General features: G+C 59.3%; 14 protein-coding genes. 11 read left to right on the top strand and 3 right to left on the bottom strand.

Translation table 11 applies throughout. From position 1 onward, the window contains the following. Nucleotides 1-57 precede the first annotated feature (57 nt). The 11 genes from QAO71_RS01615 (at nt 58) to QAO71_RS01565 (ending at nt 12,022) form a co-directional block, all read left to right on the top strand. Nucleotides 58-975 carry a LysR family transcriptional regulator gene (locus QAO71_RS01615; protein ID WP_280165084.1) on the top strand — a complete coding sequence of 306 codons (918 nt, stop codon included), beginning with the start codon at nt 58-60 and terminating at the stop codon, nt 973-975. Nucleotides 976-1,586: 611 nt separating this feature from the next. After that, the gene (locus QAO71_RS01610; protein ID WP_280165083.1) at nt 1,587-3,080 is read left to right on the top strand and encodes an NCS1 family nucleobase:cation symporter-1; all 1,494 of its coding nucleotides are present in this window, start codon (nt 1,587-1,589) and stop codon (nt 3,078-3,080) included. Nucleotides 3,081-3,150: 70 nt separating this feature from the next. Beyond that, complete coding sequence (gene hydA, locus QAO71_RS01605) at nt 3,151-4,596, top strand: dihydropyrimidinase (RefSeq protein ID WP_136870005.1); 1,446 nt, start codon at nt 3,151-3,153, stop codon at nt 4,594-4,596. 47 nt (nt 4,597-4,643) lie between these two features. Continuing rightward, nucleotides 4,644-5,078: a DMT family transporter gene (locus tag QAO71_RS01600; protein ID WP_036993647.1), complete on the top strand. Its 435-nt coding sequence runs from the start codon at nt 4,644-4,646 to the stop codon at nt 5,076-5,078. Nucleotides 5,079-5,106: 28 nt separating this feature from the next. Next, nucleotides 5,107-6,390: an amidohydrolase family protein gene (locus QAO71_RS01595; protein WP_036993649.1), complete on the top strand. Its 1,284-nt coding sequence runs from the start codon at nt 5,107-5,109 to the stop codon at nt 6,388-6,390. A gap of 44 nt (nt 6,391-6,434) precedes the next feature. Continuing rightward, nucleotides 6,435-7,748 carry a cytosine permease gene (gene codB, locus QAO71_RS01590; RefSeq protein WP_051611509.1) on the top strand — a complete coding sequence of 438 codons (1,314 nt, stop codon included), beginning with the start codon at nt 6,435-6,437 and terminating at the stop codon, nt 7,746-7,748. 192 nt (nt 7,749-7,940) lie between these two features. Then, the gene (locus tag QAO71_RS01585) at nt 7,941-8,714 is read left to right on the top strand and encodes an outer membrane protein OmpK (protein WP_235818299.1); all 774 of its coding nucleotides are present in this window, start codon (nt 7,941-7,943) and stop codon (nt 8,712-8,714) included. 181 nt (nt 8,715-8,895) lie between these two features. Beyond that, entirely contained in the window at nt 8,896-9,498 is a 603-nt protein-coding gene (locus QAO71_RS01580) for a DUF2796 domain-containing protein (protein WP_280165082.1), read from the top strand. A 20-nt stretch (nt 9,499-9,518) separates the two neighbouring features. Then, nucleotides 9,519-10,232, top strand: a complete 714-nt coding sequence (locus QAO71_RS01575) for an ATP-binding cassette domain-containing protein (RefSeq protein WP_036993792.1) — start codon at nt 9,519-9,521, stop codon at nt 10,230-10,232. Beyond that, nucleotides 10,232-11,494 carry an ABC transporter permease gene (locus tag QAO71_RS01570; RefSeq protein ID WP_280165081.1) on the top strand — a complete coding sequence of 421 codons (1,263 nt, stop codon included), beginning with the start codon at nt 10,232-10,234 and terminating at the stop codon, nt 11,492-11,494. Before QAO71_RS01575 ends, QAO71_RS01570 begins: the two co-directional genes overlap by 1 nt. 18 nt (nt 11,495-11,512) lie before the next feature. Further along, nucleotides 11,513-12,022 carry a DUF3299 domain-containing protein gene (locus tag QAO71_RS01565; protein WP_036993653.1) on the top strand — a complete coding sequence of 170 codons (510 nt, stop codon included), beginning with the start codon at nt 11,513-11,515 and terminating at the stop codon, nt 12,020-12,022. Nucleotides 12,023-12,035: 13 nt separating this feature from the next. Here QAO71_RS01565 and QAO71_RS01560 read toward each other — a convergent pair whose 3' ends face one another. Genes QAO71_RS01560 through QAO71_RS01550 form a run of 3 tightly spaced genes read right to left on the bottom strand, consistent with a single transcriptional unit; the run spans nt 12,036 to nt 14,256 of the window. Continuing rightward, entirely contained in the window at nt 12,036-13,145 is a 1,110-nt protein-coding gene (locus QAO71_RS01560; RefSeq protein WP_036993795.1) for a hypothetical protein, read from the bottom strand. A gap of 2 nt (nt 13,146-13,147) precedes the next feature. Next, a complete protein-coding gene (locus QAO71_RS01555; RefSeq protein WP_280165080.1) occupies nt 13,148-13,843 on the bottom strand; it encodes a TonB family protein in 696 nt (231 codons plus the stop codon). Continuing rightward, nucleotides 13,843-14,256, bottom strand: coding sequence for a biopolymer transporter ExbD (locus tag QAO71_RS01550; protein ID WP_036993656.1), 414 nt, complete (start codon nt 14,254-14,256; stop codon nt 13,843-13,845). The genes QAO71_RS01555 and QAO71_RS01550 overlap by 1 nt, the downstream gene beginning before the upstream one ends. Nucleotides 14,257-14,258: the final 2 nt, after the last annotated feature.

Below are 14,258 nucleotides of genomic sequence, written 5' to 3'. Positions count from 1 at the left end.
TAACTCAAGGCACTTCCTCCGCTATGCTGCTGGGCACCGGTTACCGAGGACAACAAGATGAAACCCCGTAAGCTGGCATTACCTGGCCAGATCAGTGATACCGACCTGCGTCTGCTGCGGATCTTTCGCAAGGTAGTTGAATGCGGCGGCTTTTCCGCAGCGGAAGTCGAGCTGAATATCAGCCGGGCGGCGATCAGCATCGCCATGAACGAGCTCGAAGGTCGCCTTGCACTACGGCTTTGCCAGCGAGGGCGCAGCGGCTTTTCCCTGACTCAGGAAGGTAGCGAGGTCTATCAGGCAACCCTGCAGATGCTGGCGGCCATTGAAGGCTTCCGCACTCATGTGAACAGCTTGCATGACTATCTGAAGGGCGAGCTCAATATCGGCATCACCGACAGCCTGGTCACCATGCCGCAGATGTTGATCACCCAGGCGCTGGGTGCGCTGAAGGACCGTGGCCCGGATGTGCAGATCAATATCCGCATGATTCCGCCCAACGATATCGAGCTGGGTGTGCTGGACGGCCGCCTGCATGTGGGCATCATTCCCGCCCTGAAATCCCTGCCGGGACTGCATTACCGCCCGCTGTACGAAGAGGTCTCGCAGTTGTATTGCAGCTCGACCCATCCGCTGTACGCGCACCCGGCATCGGAGCCGGTGGCGCTCAGTGGCTGGGATGCGGTCTTGCCGGCGTATGCGCAAACTCCACAAATCAAGGCATTGCATGAGCCCCTGAAGGCCGCGGCATCAGCAACCGACCGCGAAGGGATCGCTTTTCTCATCCTGACTGGCCGCTATATCGGTTACCTGCCTACCCACTACGCCAACCGCTGGGTACGCGAGCAAAGCATGCGAGCCATCAACCCCGGCACAAACCGCTACGTCACCCATTACAGCGCCATTACCCGCAAGACCGCCCCGCCTAATCTGATCCTTGAGAGCTATCTCGAAGAGCTCGACCGCTTGGCGGGATAGCCATCGGACAGCATCTAGCCACGCAAATTGATCCAGAAGCCCTGTAGCTCCCGTGCTTGCCGGTGAGCGCTGGCAGGGGCCAAAAAACACCTGCCACTAGAGGAAAGAATTTTTTTACCGACTGGAAAAATAATGCTTGACCCTCTCAAATCTTGCTTGTAGGTTTGCAAACATCAACTTCCAATACGGTCGATGACATTACTATAAATTTATAAAAAGCGATGGAAACAACCGTACAAGCATAACCAGGCGATGGTTACTTTCTCCTGAAGTGGGTGCCCACTCGTTGTACTAGCATTCGACTTGATATCTCGATAAGAGAACACTGATAAGAGGATGAAAACATGTGCAGCTACATCCCCGGATACCACCTGATTCCGCTTCCAGATAACCCGATTTAACCAAAGCGTGAGTCGATAGCGCCCGAATACAGTTGCTCGGGGCGCTACTTAATATATTCAGTGACATACGGATAGTGTGCTGCAAGTGCAGCGCACTCATGACGGCTATTTGCCGCTCGGCAAGAACCTAGAGTTGCAAGTAAACAATATCCTGTATGGCGCGGGATACCGACGTGCTTAATAAAAACAATAGAGTCGAGGCACAATGCAATGCACTCTCAAACCGATTCACTTCAGTACGATATAACCCTGGGCGGCAGCCCCAGCGCAGACCTGTGGAATGAAGACCTGGCCCCCGCCAGAGAAGAAGACAAGACCTGGTCCTGGCAAAGCATCTCGGGGCTGTGGGTTGGCATGGTGGTCTGTGTTCCCACCTACATGATGGCTGCAGGGCTGGTGGCCGAAGGCATGTCCTGGTGGCAAGCGGTCCTGACTGTTCTGCTCGGCAACCTTGTCGTGCTGGTACCGATGATTGCCATCGGTCACGCAGGTACCAAGCATGGCATTCCCTTTCCCGTATTGCTGCGCTCTTCCTTCGGTACCGCAGGCGCCAAGCTACCAGCGATGTTGCGCGGGCTGGTTGCCTGCGGCTGGTTTGGCATTCAGACCTGGGTAGGCGGCTCGGCGATTTATATTATCGTCAACATCATGACCGATAATGCCATCGCCGGCAGCGTTATCGGTTTTCTCGGTATCGACCTGGGTCAGTTGGTGTGCTTCCTGTTGTTCTGGGCCATGCACGTCGTTTTCATTGCTTATGGCACTGAGTCCATTCGCTGGTTGGAAACCTACGCCGCGCCCTTTTTGATCGCGATGGGCCTGGCTCTGCTGGGCTGGGCGTATTTCAAGGCGGGCGGCTTTGGCGCCATGCTCTCGACGCCCTCCCAGTTCATTGCCGGCGGCGCGCGCGAAGGGCAGTTCTGGTCCGTATTCTGGCCAGGGCTGACGGCGATGGTAGGTTACTGGGCCACACTGGCGCTCAACATTCCTGACTTCACCCGTTTTGCCCGCAGCCAGAAAGACCAGTTTATCGGTCAGGCTCTGGGCCTGCCCTTGCCCATGGCACTCTTCGCCTTTATCGGCGTAGCCGTCACCTCGGCAACCGTGGTGATCTATGGCAGAGCCATCTGGGACCCTGTCGAGCTGACCAGCCAGATGGGAGGCACCGCAGTGGTTATCGCCTTGATCGCCCTGATCCTGGCGACCCTGACCACTAACCTGGCAGCCAATGTGGTTGCCCCAGCCAACGGTTTCTCCAACCTGAGCCCCAGCAGAATCTCGTTCAAGATGGGCGGTTACCTGACCGCGGGTATCGGTATCGCGATCATGCCCTGGAAGCTGCTGGAGTCGACCAGCGCCTACATCTTCACCTGGCTGATTGGCTATTCTGCGCTGCTTGGCCCGGTTGCCGGCATCATGGTTGCCGATTATTTCGTGATTCGCAAAACCCGCCTGAATCACCAGGCACTCTTTCGCAATGACGGGGAATACAGCTACCGCAATGGCTGGAATCCGATCGCCCTGGTGGCACTGGTGGTCGGGGTGCTGCCCAACCTGCCGGGTTTCCTGCATGTCGCCGGGTTCATCGATAGCGTGCCCGCTGTATTCCAGGAAATCTATACCTATGCCTGGTTTGTCGGCCTGGCAATCGCCGCCTGCGTTTACCTGCTTCTCATGCGCAACAGCATGCAACGCCCGCAATGAGCTTTGTTACCTATCGAGCCGGCCAATAATGCAGACACCGGCTCGCCAAGACCCGTAAGGAGAACCAGCAATGTCCGTACTCATAAAAAACGGTACCGTGGTCACCGCTGACAAGACCTATCGCGCCGATGTGTACTGCGATAACGGAAAGATCGTTGCCATAGGTGAGAATCTGGATGCCCCCGCGACTGCCGAAGTGATAGATGCGAGCGGCCAATATGTGATGCCCGGCGGTATCGACCCTCATACCCATATGCAATTGCCCTTCATGGGCACCGTGGCTAGCGATGACTTCTATACCGGTACGGCTGCCGGCCTGGCTGGCGGCACCACCAGTATCATCGACTTCGTCATTCCATCTCCCCAACAGTCACTGCTCGAGGCGTTCCACCAATGGCGCGACTGGGCTGCCAAGGCGGCGGCGGATTACACCTTCCACGTGGCCATTACCTGGTGGGACGAGTCGGTTCACGAGGAAATGGGCACTCTGGTACGTGAGCATGGGGTCAACAGTTTCAAGCACTTCATGGCGTACAAGAACGCGATCATGGCGGACGATGAAACCCTGGTAAAAAGTTTCCGCCGCTCTGTCGAACTGGGGGCAATGCCGACCGTCCATGCTGAAAATGGCGAACTGGTCTTCCAGCTGCAACAGGAATTGCTCGCCAAGGGCATGACCGGCCCCGAAGCCCACCCGCTCTCACGTCCACCCGTGGTTGAAGCCGAAGCGGCCAACCGGGCCATCCATATTGCCCAGGCGATGAACGTGCCCATCTATATCGTGCATGTCTCCTGCAAGGAGTCCCTGGAAGCCATTACCCGCGCCCGCAATAACGGCAACCGCGTGTATGGCGAAGTATTGGCCGGTCATCTGGTCATCGATGACAGCGTGTACCGGCATCCCGATTTCGAATTTGCCGCAGCCCATGTCATGAGCCCGCCATTTCGCGCCAAGGAACACCAGGAGGCGCTCTGGCAAGGCCTGCGCGGCGGCAACCTGCAGACGACGGCAACCGATCACTGCTGTTTCTGCGCAGACCAGAAAGCGGCTGGCAAGGATGACTTCACCCGGATTCCGAACGGCACCGCCGGTATCGAGGACCGCCTGGCGATCATGTGGGACGAGGGCGTCAACCAGGGCCGCCTGACCATGAACGAGTTCGTTGCGGTGACTTCGACCAATACTGCCAAGCTGTTCAACATGTACCCACGCAAAGGCTCCGTGTCCGTGGGTGCCGATGCGGACCTGGTGGTGTGGGACCCGGCCGGCACCCGCACTATTTCAGCCAAGACGCATCATCAGAACATCGACTTCAACATCTTCGAAGGCCGCACGGTAACCGGCATACCGAGCCACACGCTGAGCCGCGGGAAGGTTGTCTGGCGCGAGGGTCAGCTGCTCGCAGTGGAAGGTGCCGGCCAATACATTCCCCGGCCCGCCTTTGGTCCGGTGTTCGATGCCATTGCCCGCGAGAACGAGCTGAATACCCCGCAGCCCGTGGTACGCCAAGGCTAACAATGTAGAACAGCGGTGCCCCCGCGGAAGAGGACAGGAACGTGTGGATGTATCTACTCATGGCGTTGGCGGCGGGGGCTGTCTTACCGTTGCAGGCGGGCTTGAATGCACAGCTGGCATTGAGCGCAGGGCACGCCCTGTGGGCAGCATGTGTCTCCTTTGCGGTCGGTCTGTTGTTACTGATAGCCGTGTGCATGACAGTTCGCCTGCCCCGCCCGGCGTGGGCGGATCTCGCTGCGATACCGTTCTGGCAATGGAGCGGAGGCGTCATGGGCGCCTTCTTTGTGACTGCGATGGTCGTGCTCAGCCCCCGCCTGGGCGCTGCCACCATGCTGGGCATGGCGCTGGTCGGGCAAATGACGGCGGCGGCCTTGATTGATCATTTTGGTCTGGCGGGATTTACTCCTCACGCGCTCAGCCTTGGGCGAGTAGTGGGTATCGCGCTGTTGATTACCGGAGGTATTCTCGTGCGTCAGTTTTAGTACCCATTAACAACTGAGGTAGGGAAAGATGATTGATTTACTTATCCGCAGCGTCAATTTGCCCTGCGGAGCGAAGAATGTAGATATCGCAATTGATCAGGGCAAAATCCTGGAAATTGCCCCGCATATCCAGGCCCAGGCCAAGGAGGTGCTCTGTCACCCAGGCTGCCTGGTCACCGCGCCCTTTGTCGACAGTCATTTCCATATGGACTCTACCCTGAGTCTCGGTCAGCCACGTCTCAACCAGAGTGGCACCCTGCTTGAAGGTATTACGGTCTGGAACGAGTTGAAGCCCGATCTGACTTTCGAGTCAATAAAGCAACGCGCCATAGAACTCTGCCACTGGTCAGTCGCCCGCGGCACCCTGGCGATACGCAGTCATGTGGATGTATCCGATGATAGCCTGATGGCGGTGCAAGCCCTGTTAGAAGTACGCCGCGAATTGAAGCATCTGATCGATCTGCAACTGGTTGCCTTTCCGCAGAACGGCTACTACCGCTCCCCCACTGCCAGGCAGAACTTGCTCCGGGCCCTGGACCTGGGTGTCGATGTAATCGGTGGGATACCCCACTTCGAGCGCACCCGCGCAGAAGGCAACCGGTCGATTACAGCCCTTTGCGAACTGGCTGCCGATCGCGGCTTGCCTGTCGATCTACACTGCGATGAGAGCGATGATCCGGACTCTCAGCATATCGAGACTCTCGCCTATGAGACCCAGCGCCTCGGCCTGCAGGGGCGCGTCACCGGCTCTCACCTTACCTCCATGCATTCCATGGACAATTACTACGTCAACAGCAAGCTTATCCCGCTAATCAGCGAAGCCGGCCTGCATGTGGTCGCCAATCCCTTGATCAACATCACCCTGCAAGGCCGCCATGACACCTATCCCAAACGGCGTGGCATGACCCGAGTCAAGGAGCTGCTCGCTGCTGGCGTCAACGTCGCCTTCGGGCATGACTGCGTCATGGACCCCTGGTACAGCCTCGGCTCCCACGACATGCTCGATGTGGCGCATATGGGTCTGCATGTTGGCCAGTTGACCGGTATCGATGAAATGAAAACCGCCTTTGCCGCCGTCACCACTCACGGCGCCAAGGTGCTCGGATTGGATGGCTATGGTCTGCAGCCAGGTAATCGCGCGGACCTGGTGATCTTGCAAGCCAGCAATCCGATTGAAGCCCTGCGCCTGCGCCCGGCCCGCCTGGAAGTAATCCGCCATGGCCAGGTCATTTGCCGCACTGCAGCCGTGGTGCCGCAACTGCTGAGCAACGAGCAGCCACGTGACATCAGCTTTGTTCAAGATGTGTTCTGACTCGCAGTAAACCGCTCTGACAATAATAAAAAGAGACTGTACCCATGCCAAAGCCTGCAAAACTCGCAAAGTCCGCCCATGCCGGGGGCACCCATGATGATTACGCCTCATCCACTGTGCCGTCAGGCTCCCGGCGTGGCCTGATATCCATGTCCGCCGTCATGCTCGGCTTTACTTTCTTTGCCGCCAGCATGTGGACTGGCGGCAAGCTGGGCGAAGGCTTTAGCCTCTGGCCAGACCTGCTGATAGTGATCCTGGCAGGCAACCTGATCCTGGGTCTCTATGGGTCCTTGCTGGGATACGCCGCGGCCAAAACCAATATTTCCACCCACCTGCTCGCCCAGTACTCCTTCGGTAAAACCGGCTCCAAGCTCCCTTCGTTCATGCTGGCAATTACCCAGATCGGCTGGTTCGGGGTGGGGTTGGCCATGCTCGCTCACCCCATCAATACCTTCCTCGGGATCCCGTTTTTCTGGATCATCATCATTGGCGGCGTGGCCATGACCTACACCGTGGCGGTCGGTTTCAAGGCCATCGAATGGTTGAGCATCATTGCCGTTCCCGCCATCCTGATCCTCGGTTTCACCTCCGTCGGCAAAGCGATTGTCGATACCGATGGCGGTATAAGGACGCTGCTGGACAGTGTTCCGAGCTCGCCGCTTACCTTCTCGGTGGGCGTTGCTCTCGCTGTCGGTTCCTTTATCAGCGGCGCCACCCTCACACCTGACTTTGTCCGCTTTGCCAAAAGCAGAAAGATCGGCGTCTGGGCCACCATCATCGGTTTTACCTTTGGCAACAGCCTGATGTTCTTCTTTGGTGCGATCGGTGCGATCGCCACCTCCCATGCCGATATCGCTGAAGTGCTCGCCATTCAGGGCCTCCTTGGTGGCGGCATGATCCTGCTGATACTGAATATCTGGACGACCAACGACAACGCCCTCTATGCCTCCAGCCTGGGCCTGACCAACCTCACCGGACTGAAGCGGGTCCACTTGGTATGGATCGCCGGCCTGGTCGGTACCGCGCTAGCCGATTTGCTCTATAACAACTTCGTCGGCTGGCTTACGTTTCTGAGCATCGCCCTGCCGCCGATTGGCGGCGTCATAATCGGCGACTTCTACTTGCGGCATAAAACCCATTATCCAGACTTTGCCCTACATCAGTTCAAGAGCGTCAACTGGGCTGCGATGGTTGCCTGGGCACTGGCGATCCTCGCTTCACTGATGTCGCCGGCAGCAGGACCACTCAGCATAGCGCCGCTGAATGGCATTGTTTGTGCCGCTCTGGTCTACGTTCTGGCGAGCAAGCTCCTGTACCCCTCCGCTTCCCTCGACGCCATCGCACCTGAACCTGACTGACGCTGCCCCAACCCGCACAGAGTCGGTTTAATGCTGCATTGGCTTCAGCAGCTATTAGCGTTCATGGGCGGGAAATGACTTTGCCTAAAGGAAGACAGAAAGAGCAAAGAACCAATCGGCCTGCGCGCCGGTAATAATAAAAACGACAACCGGATATTACTCATGAAGAAAAAAACCCTACCTTTCCTGCTTATGGGCATCGGCCTGGTGTCTGGCCCAGTATGTGCCGGGGAACTTGTTCAGTGGCACACAAATAGCCTGACCTATCTCTATGGAAAGAACTTCAAGATAGACCCACCTATTCAGCAGACTTTTACATTCGAACATGCCAGCGCCTGGAGTGTAGGAGATCTGTTTATCTTCATTGATCAAATCAACTTCAACGGCAAGGGAGCCAATGAGGGTGATGATGAGCGAACCCATTACGGCGAGTTCTCCCCTCGGCTGTCTTTCGGAAAGATCAGCGGCACCCATATTGCCGCCGGGCCGGTCACGGATATATTACTCTCGATGACCTACGAGTTTGGCAAAGGCGATACCGAAGCTTATCTGATCGGTCCCGCCATTGACCTGGCAATACCGGGATTTGATTATTTCCAACTCAATACCTATCTGCGTAAAACCGATGGCGGCCGGCCTGGGGACAATGTCTGGCAGATCACTCCAGCCTGGAGCTATACCATCCCGGTGGGTCGATCCGATCTGGTGATTGACGGCTATATCGACTGGGTAGTGGATAACGACGAGAACAGTCGGGGCGAGTATCACGCCAACGTGCATATCAACCCGCAAATCAAATATGACCTCGGTAAGGCCTTGGGCTGGCGGGAGAAGGTCTATGTAGGCATCGAATATGACTACTGGAAGAATAAATACGGTATCAAAGACGGCGGTTATGTCAGCGAACAGTTCGTTGGAACGACGGACCAGAACACCGCCAGCCTGTTGTTAAAGGCACATTTCTAGTCAGGCACCGTCACATCAATGAAGATGCCGGTACCCAGCGAGGTACCGGCATCTCGCTCGCGCCAGCAACGCCCAGTAACACCTTAATATTCGGGTTGCCACCCAGGCGATCTATGGCAGGCTTGATCTCACACGAAATCGTTATAAGATAACATCAAATTATCTGAACAAGGATTCTCGCATGCCGCGCCTCGCTCTCCTCACCTTCGCCTTGACCAGCACCGTCAGCCTCGCCTTGCATGCCCATGAACCACATGACCATGCGCACGGATCCCACAATGCAGCCGCCCATCAGCATGGCGTCGGCACCCTGGATATCGTCATTGACGATAAACAGCTACTACTGGAGCTGACGACCCCGGCGGGTGACCTGCTAGGCTTCGAGCATGCACCGCACAACCAGGCGCAGCGTGATCAGCTCGATAACCTGATGAGCACCCTGCGCCAGCCGGAAAAGCTGTTTGCTCTGCCCGCTGCCGCGCAGTGCAGCCTGGAGTCAGTGGAGCTGCATAGCCCCCTGTTTGCCCTGCCCGAGCATTCAGGCGATGATGCCCATGCCGAACATGAGCATCATCATGGACATAATGATGAACACGAGCACGAGCATGCTGATATCAACGCGCAATACAGCTACGCCTGCAGCACTCCGACACGCCTGGAGCATCTGGACGTCACCCTGTTCGAGCTGTTCCCCGGCAGCGAGAAGCTGATCCTGCAGGCAATCACTCCGCGAGGCCAACAGGGTGGCGAGCTGACAGCGGCCAGCAGGCGCGTGCGCTTCTGAGTACTCCAATGGAACCCCTGATGGCTGAACCCGTAGTCCAACTCGAACAGATCACCTTCGCCTGGCCCGGTCGAGCCACACTGCTGGATATCGACAGTTTCACTTTGCAGGCCGGCGAGCGAGTCTTTCTCAAAGGCCCCTCCGGCAGTGGCAAGACGACCCTGTTGGGATTGCTGGGCGGCGTGCAGCTGCCGGCCAGCGGCCGTATTCGTCTGCTCGGTACGGACCTGGCAGGCATGTCCAGCTCGGCGCGCGACCGTTTTCGCGCCGATCACACCGGTTACATCTTCCAGATGTTCAACCTGCTGCCGTATCTGTCGGTAGTGGAGAACATCATCCTGCCTTGTCATTTTTCCAGCCTGCGTCAGCAACGCGCCAGCGAACGCCACGGCAATGTGCAGGCTGCCGCGCTGCATCTGCTGGCCCACCTGGGGCTGGATCAGCCTGCATTGCGCAACCAACCGGTGACTGAGCTATCGATCGGCCAGCAGCAGCGCGTGGCCGCGGCCCGGGCGCTGATCGGCAGCCCCGAGCTGATCATTGCCGACGAGCCGACCTCGGCGCTCGATGCCGATACCCGGGAGGTGTTTCTGCAATTGCTGTTCAGTGAATGTCAGGCGCTGGGCAGCAGTTTGCTGTTTGTCAGTCATGACGCCGCGCTAGAGTCATTGTTCGATCGCAGTCTGTCGCTGCGCGAACTCAACCGAGCCGTCGTCAGCTCTGAGGTGATCTGATGTACCTGTTCCCATTGGCCTTGCGCAGTCTGCTCAATCGACGCTTTTCCGCGTTGCTGACGGTACTGGCCATCGCCCTGAGTGTGACGCTGCTACTCGGCGTGGAAAAGATCCGTAACGAAGCCCGTGCGAGTTTCGCCGGGACCATCTCTGGGACCGACCTGATCGTTGGCCCCCGTACCGGCTCGGTGCAACTGCTGCTGTATTCGGTCTTCCGTATTGGCAATGCCACCAGCAATATGCGCTGGGACAGCTATCAGAGAGTCGCCCAGCATCCCCGGGTAGACTGGGCCGTTCCTATCTCGCTGGGGGATTCGCACCGCGGCTTCAAGGTGATGGGTACCACCGGTGACTACTTCAAGCATTTTCGCCATGGCCGTGATCGTGCGCTGCTGTTCACCGAAGGCCGCGCCTTCGATGACCTGTACGATACGGTAATCGGCGCGGATATCGCCCGGGAACTGAACTATCAACTCGGCAGCGAACTGGTCCTGGCTCATGGCACCGGCGCCGTGAGCTTCGTCGAGCACGCCGACAAACCGTTCCGCGTCAGCGGCATCCTGGGCAAAACCGGCACCCCCGTGGACCGGACCATTCATATCAGCCTGGAAGGCATGGAGGCGCTGCATGTGGACTGGCAACAGGGAATGCCGGCCCGCGGTGCGGCGAGCGTCGATGCCGAGCAGGCCCGCAGCCTGGACCTGACGCCAACCACGATCACGGCTATGCTGCTTGGACTGGATAGCCGGGTCGCCACCTTTGCCGTGCAACGGGATATCAATCGATTCCCCGACGAGCCGCTGATGGCAGTGCTGCCTGGGGTCGCGCTGCAAGAGTTATGGAGCCTGCTCGGGGTAGCGGAACAGGCACTGTTCATCGTTTCGGTATTCGTTGTGCTGACCGGTCTGGTCGGCATGCTGACGGCGATCCTCGCCAGCCTCAACGAACGGCGTCGGGAAATGGCCATCCTGCGCTCGGTGGGAGCCCGCCCGCGGCATGTATTCGGCCTGCTGTTACTGGAGGCCGCCGGCCTGGCACTGGCGGGAATACTGCTGGGGCTGGGGCTGATGTACCTGGCGATGTGGCTGGCCCAGCCGGTAATCCTGTCACACTACGGCCTGTTCATTCCGATCACTGCACCCGGCCTATGGGACTGGAGCCTGCTGGGGGCCATATTGCTGGCCGCCATCATCATGGGCTGCGTGCCGGCCTGGCGCGCCTATCGTCAATCATTGATCGACGGTCTGTCGATCCGCACCTGACCAGAACGGGACATGCACATGGGTTCACGATTATTGCTCACCGGCCTGTTACTGCTCGCAACGGCAGCAGCCAACGCGGCCGAGGAAATTTCCTGGGATGAGCTACTGCCGCCAGAGCTGCGCGAGCTACAGGAAACGCCACTGCCGGTGCATGACCTGTCACTGCTGGGCGAGATGGATGCGGAGCTGGGCGACCCGGCGGTGCAGATGGAGCCCGCTGCGCCGGTGGTGCAGGCACTGGATGGCCGGCAGATCAAATTACCCGGCTACGTGGTGCCGCTGGCCATCACCGATGCGATGGAGGTAGAGGAGTTTCTGCTGGTGCCCTATTTCGGCGCCTGCATCCATGTACCGCCGCCGCCCTCGAACCAGATAGTGCATGTGCGCAGCACCAGCGGTATCAAGCTGCGGGACCTGTATCAGCCATTCTGGATCAGCGGGGCGATCCGCGTCGAGCGCATGGAAAGCGAGTTGGCCAACGCCGGCTACCGTATCGACGCGGCCAATGTAGAACCCTATGTCTATTGATTCCGGTCGCTGATCAGCTGTTGTTCTCGATCGCCGAGCGGGCATAGCCTTCCCACTGCCGGATCAGCTGACGCTGCTGACTGCTGGCGCCGCTTTGCGCGCGTTTCAGGGTAGCCAGCAGATCTGACCACTGGCCCTCCTCCAACTGGATACCCGCCAATCGCAGCCAGTGATCGGAACGGCCACTGCCGTTGGCTACGGCGACCCAGGCGTCCCGTGCCCGTTCACGATCACGGGCCAGGGTCCACAGCTGTGCCAGGCGCTCCTGTCGCGCGGCATTCACCGGCAATAGCTTCTGCGCCATGAGTTCTTCCAGCAGACGCGCCGCCTGCCAGGGCGCGCCGGCATTGACTTGCAACGCCACCAGATTGTCCAGATCAGGCTGGGTCAGCCCGACGCCCGCTTCGTGGGCCAACCGCAGGGTCGCCGCCGCCGCCGGCTGCTTGCCAGCCTGGCTCTGCAGACCAGCCAGCTGACGCCAGTGCTCACGATTCTGCGGCGCGCGCTTGAGCAGCACCTTCTGCCACTGCGCGGCGCTGTCATACCGCTCCTGCTGATAGTTCATGCCCACCAGCAATTGATACCAGACATCATCGGCGGCGGGGTTGGCCCGCACCACCTGCTCGGCCAGGGGAATGGCCTTGGCGTATTCCCGGGCCTGGCTGTAGCACTGCACCAATAACTGCTTCTGCTCCAGCGACAGGGCACCGCCCGCCTGTACCCGCTCCAACAACCGGGCGGCCTCACCATATTGGCCCTCGGCAGCCAGTAACTGCGCCAGATTCAATTGATCCTGGCGCGCCGCCGGCGCATCCAGCTGGTCATGGGCCAGCGCCTTGCGCAGCCAATCGATGGCCTGGCGGTTCTGCTTGGCCGCAATGGCCAGATAACCCAGCCGTTGCTGGATCAGCGCCAGTTCCAAACTGCCCGCCGCAGCGCTGTCCAGCGCCCCGCTCAGGACCGTTCGTGCCTTGCCCAGATCGCCATCCTGCTGCGCCTTCTGCGCCGCCGACAGGACCTGGAATACCGCTGGATTGATTGCCTGCTGCGCCATTACCAATCCAGGCGCCAGTAGCAGCGTCAGACCCAGTGCAGCACTACGGTAGAGGTTTGCGACGCCCATGGTCATCTGTCCTCCAGACGGAAATACAAGGTTTTGGTTGCTTCACGCGCGACCGCCTGGCCGTTTTCCCGCCGCGGCGCAAAGCGCCAGCGGTTGGCGGCACGGCGGGCTTCACGCTCGAACACCCCTTTGGGTTTGGCCGAGGTGACCCGCAGATTCTCCACCCGCCCGTCGGGAGAAATGGTGAATGCCAGCGTGACTTCGCCTTCGATGCCCGCCGCCAATGCGCGCTGCGGATAGTTCGGCGAAATATCCACCAGCGGCGTGACTTCCTCGGCCGTAGTGGGACTGCTGGAGGCGGCCGGCGCCGCCGGGGCCGCGGGTGCGGGGGGTGGCGCAGGTGCTGGCGCCTCCGCCGCGGTGATCCCGGTCAGCGTCGGCGTAACCGCCACATTGAGGCCCGGGGTCGGCAGGTTCGGCACGCTGATATTCAGCTGTACGCTGGTGTCGACCTGCGGCTGCGGTGGTGCCGGCTGGGGCGGCGGCACGTCCGGCGGCTGCGGTTGCTCTGGCGGCTGCCGCTGCTGACGCTGGCGACTATCACTGGGTGTATCGGCGACGCTGCGCACAAAGCTGACCCGCGCCAGCTCCTCGCCTACATCACGGTTGTCCCGTGGCGGCATGATCATCAGCATCATCAGGGCGAACAGCGCCAGCGTCACCAGCAAGGCACCGGCAAAGCTGACCAGCAGCCGCATCAGTTGGCTCCCGCCGTGGCAGCCAGTGCCACATCCTGCACTCCGGCCATGCGTACCTGGTCCATGACCTGGATCACCAGGCCGCTGCGGGCATCCCGGTCAGCCTGTACCACCACGGTGCTATCGGGTTGATCGACGCGCATGCGCTCCACCGCGGCGCGCACGGCGCGGATGTCCACTTGCTGGCGGTCGATCCAGATTTCTCCGTTGGGGTCCACTGCAATCAGGATATTGCCCTTGGGCTGCTGCTCGGAGCTATCCGCAGTGGGGGTATTGACCTCGATGCCGGTGGTCTTGATGAAGGTGCTGGTCACAATGAAGAAGATCAGCATGATGAACACCACGTCGAGCATGGGGGTCAGGTCAATGCCGGCTTCGTCGTCGTTACCTGCTGAATGTCTGCGCATGCGCATGT

The organism is Halopseudomonas sp. SMJS2 (genome assembly GCF_029866945.1).
GTDB lineage: Bacteria > Pseudomonadota > Gammaproteobacteria > Pseudomonadales > Pseudomonadaceae > Halopseudomonas > Halopseudomonas bauzanensis.
This window is presented reverse-complemented; position numbering and strand designations above follow the sequence as displayed.

What these genes read in the sequence shown, in the direction of transcription:
- QAO71_RS01555 (WP_280165080.1), bottom strand. Translation starts at nt 13,843, where the DNA reads ATGCGGCTGCTGGTCAGCTTTGCCGGTGCCTTGCTGGTGACGCTGGCG.
- QAO71_RS01570 (WP_280165081.1), top strand. Translation starts at nt 10,232, where the DNA reads ATGTACCTGTTCCCATTGGCCTTGCGCAGTCTGCTCAATCGACGCTTT.
- QAO71_RS01575 (WP_036993792.1), top strand. Translation starts at nt 9,519, where the DNA reads ATGGCTGAACCCGTAGTCCAACTCGAACAGATCACCTTCGCCTGGCCC.
- QAO71_RS01550 (WP_036993656.1), bottom strand. Translation starts at nt 14,256, where the DNA reads ATGCGCATGCGCAGACATTCAGCAGGTAACGACGACGAAGCCGGCATT.
- hydA (WP_136870005.1), top strand. Translation starts at nt 3,151, where the DNA reads ATGTCCGTACTCATAAAAAACGGTACCGTGGTCACCGCTGACAAGACC.
- QAO71_RS01615 (WP_280165084.1), top strand. Translation starts at nt 58, where the DNA reads ATGAAACCCCGTAAGCTGGCATTACCTGGCCAGATCAGTGATACCGAC.
- QAO71_RS01600 (WP_036993647.1), top strand. Translation starts at nt 4,644, where the DNA reads ATGTATCTACTCATGGCGTTGGCGGCGGGGGCTGTCTTACCGTTGCAG.
- codB (WP_051611509.1), top strand. Translation starts at nt 6,435, where the DNA reads ATGCCAAAGCCTGCAAAACTCGCAAAGTCCGCCCATGCCGGGGGCACC.
- QAO71_RS01560 (WP_036993795.1), bottom strand. Translation starts at nt 13,145, where the DNA reads ATGGGCGTCGCAAACCTCTACCGTAGTGCTGCACTGGGTCTGACGCTG.
- QAO71_RS01580 (WP_280165082.1), top strand. Translation starts at nt 8,896, where the DNA reads ATGCCGCGCCTCGCTCTCCTCACCTTCGCCTTGACCAGCACCGTCAGC.
- QAO71_RS01565 (WP_036993653.1), top strand. Translation starts at nt 11,513, where the DNA reads ATGGGTTCACGATTATTGCTCACCGGCCTGTTACTGCTCGCAACGGCA.
- QAO71_RS01585 (WP_235818299.1), top strand. Translation starts at nt 7,941, where the DNA reads ATGGGCATCGGCCTGGTGTCTGGCCCAGTATGTGCCGGGGAACTTGTT.
- QAO71_RS01595 (WP_036993649.1), top strand. Translation starts at nt 5,107, where the DNA reads ATGATTGATTTACTTATCCGCAGCGTCAATTTGCCCTGCGGAGCGAAG.
- QAO71_RS01610 (WP_280165083.1), top strand. Translation starts at nt 1,587, where the DNA reads ATGCACTCTCAAACCGATTCACTTCAGTACGATATAACCCTGGGCGGC.